The 1,238-nt window shown below is 56.2% G+C and carries 3 protein-coding genes; all 3 read right to left on the bottom strand.

Annotation, left to right across the window (positions count from 1 at the left end):
* Window positions 1-93: 93 nt before the first annotated feature.
* Complete coding sequence (locus BG61_RS38485; protein ID WP_035936033.1) at window positions 94-327, bottom strand: hypothetical protein; 234 nt, start codon at window positions 325-327, stop codon at window positions 94-96.
* Between the two features lie 112 nt (window positions 328-439).
* The gene (locus BG61_RS38480; RefSeq protein WP_035943675.1) at window positions 440-673 is read right to left on the bottom strand and encodes a hypothetical protein; all 234 of its coding nucleotides are present in this window, start codon (window positions 671-673) and stop codon (window positions 440-442) included.
* Window positions 674-785: 112 nt separating this feature from the next.
* A complete protein-coding gene (locus BG61_RS38475) occupies window positions 786-1,019 on the bottom strand; it encodes a hypothetical protein (protein WP_035936032.1) in 234 nt (77 codons plus the stop codon).
* Between the last annotated feature and the right edge of the window lie 219 nt (window positions 1,020-1,238).

The following is a 1,238-nucleotide window of genomic DNA, read 5'->3' as shown; positions in this document are numbered from 1 at the left end:
TAGGGTTTGCTGCGGTTTGGGTAAATCTTCAGTTAATGCCTAGTGTTTTTCTGAAAGCCGCTTCTTCGAATGCGGCTCTCTTGTCGCTTCGAATTACGCCTTGGCGAACTGGAAGCCGCCGAAGTTCTGAATCGTCGGGATATCGACCTTGACGTTCGAATCGGTTTGCGTGACCGGTGCGACAACCACTGCGGGGCTGGCAAAGCCGCCACCGAGTGCGGCGTTGATATTGCCGACGTTGTAGTTGGCGCCGCCGCGCACTGCGGACAGTTCCTTGGCCGAGAGTTCTTCGGAATGCGAGAGGTCTTTGATCATCAGCGTGCTCATGGTGAATCTCCTTGGGTTTGCTACGGTTCGGGAAAATCGTCAATTAATGCTGGGTACTTTGCAGAGAGCGCGCATTCGAATGCGGCTCTCTTTATCGCTTATTGCGTTGGCCTCAAGCCTTCGCGAACTGCAGGCCGCCGAAGTTCTGAATCGTCGGGATGTCGACCTTGACGTTCGAATCGGTTTGCGTGACCGGTGCGACAACCACTGCGGGGCTGGCAAAGCCGCCGCCGAGTGCGGCGTTGATATTGCCGACGTTGTAGTTGGCGCCGCCGCGCACTGCGGACAGTTCCTTGGCCGAGAGTTCTTCGGAATGCGAGAGGTCTTTGATCATCAGCGTGCTCATGGTGAATCTCCTTGGGTTTGCTACGGTTCGGGAAAATCGTCAATTAATGCTGGGTACTTTGCAGAGAGCGCGCATTCGAATGCGGCTCTCTTTATCGCTTATTGCGTTGGCCTCAAGCCTTCGCGAACTGCAGGCCGCCGAAGTTCTGAATCGTCGGGATGTCGACCTTGACGTTCGTGTCGGTTTGCGTGACCGGTGCGACGACGACTGCGGGGCTGGCAAATCCACCACCGAATGCTGCGTTCACGTTGCCGAAGTTGTAGTTGGCGCCGCCGCGCACTGCGGACAGTTCCTTGGCCGAGAGTTCTTCGGAATGGACGAGGTCTTTGATCATCAGCGTGCTCATGGTGAATCTCCTGATAGGGGTTGCTGCGGTTTGGGTAAATCGTCGGTTAATGCTTGGTGTTTTTCAGAAAGCCGCTTCTTCGAATGCGGCTCTCTTGTCGCTTCGAATTACGCCTTGGCGAACTGCAGGCCGCCGAAGTTCTGAATGGTCGGGATGTCGACCTTGACGTTCGTGTCGACTTGCGTCACCGGCGCGACGACGACTGCGGGGCTGGCAAAG

Source organism: Caballeronia glathei, assembly GCF_000698595.1.
In the GTDB taxonomy this organism is placed as follows: Bacteria; Pseudomonadota; Gammaproteobacteria; order Burkholderiales; family Burkholderiaceae; genus Caballeronia; species Caballeronia glathei.
The sequence above is the reverse complement of the archived record's forward strand: the minus strand, read 5'-3'. Positions and strand labels throughout refer to the sequence as shown.

Bases quoted from the DNA above. Each gene is read 5' to 3' on its own strand.
- BG61_RS38475 (WP_035936032.1), bottom strand. From the start codon at position 1,019: ATGAGCACGCTGATGATCAAAGACCTCGTCCATTCCGAAGAACTCTCG.
- BG61_RS38480 (WP_035943675.1), bottom strand. From the start codon at position 673: ATGAGCACGCTGATGATCAAAGACCTCTCGCATTCCGAAGAACTCTCG.
- BG61_RS38485 (WP_035936033.1), bottom strand. From the start codon at position 327: ATGAGCACGCTGATGATCAAAGACCTCTCGCATTCCGAAGAACTCTCG.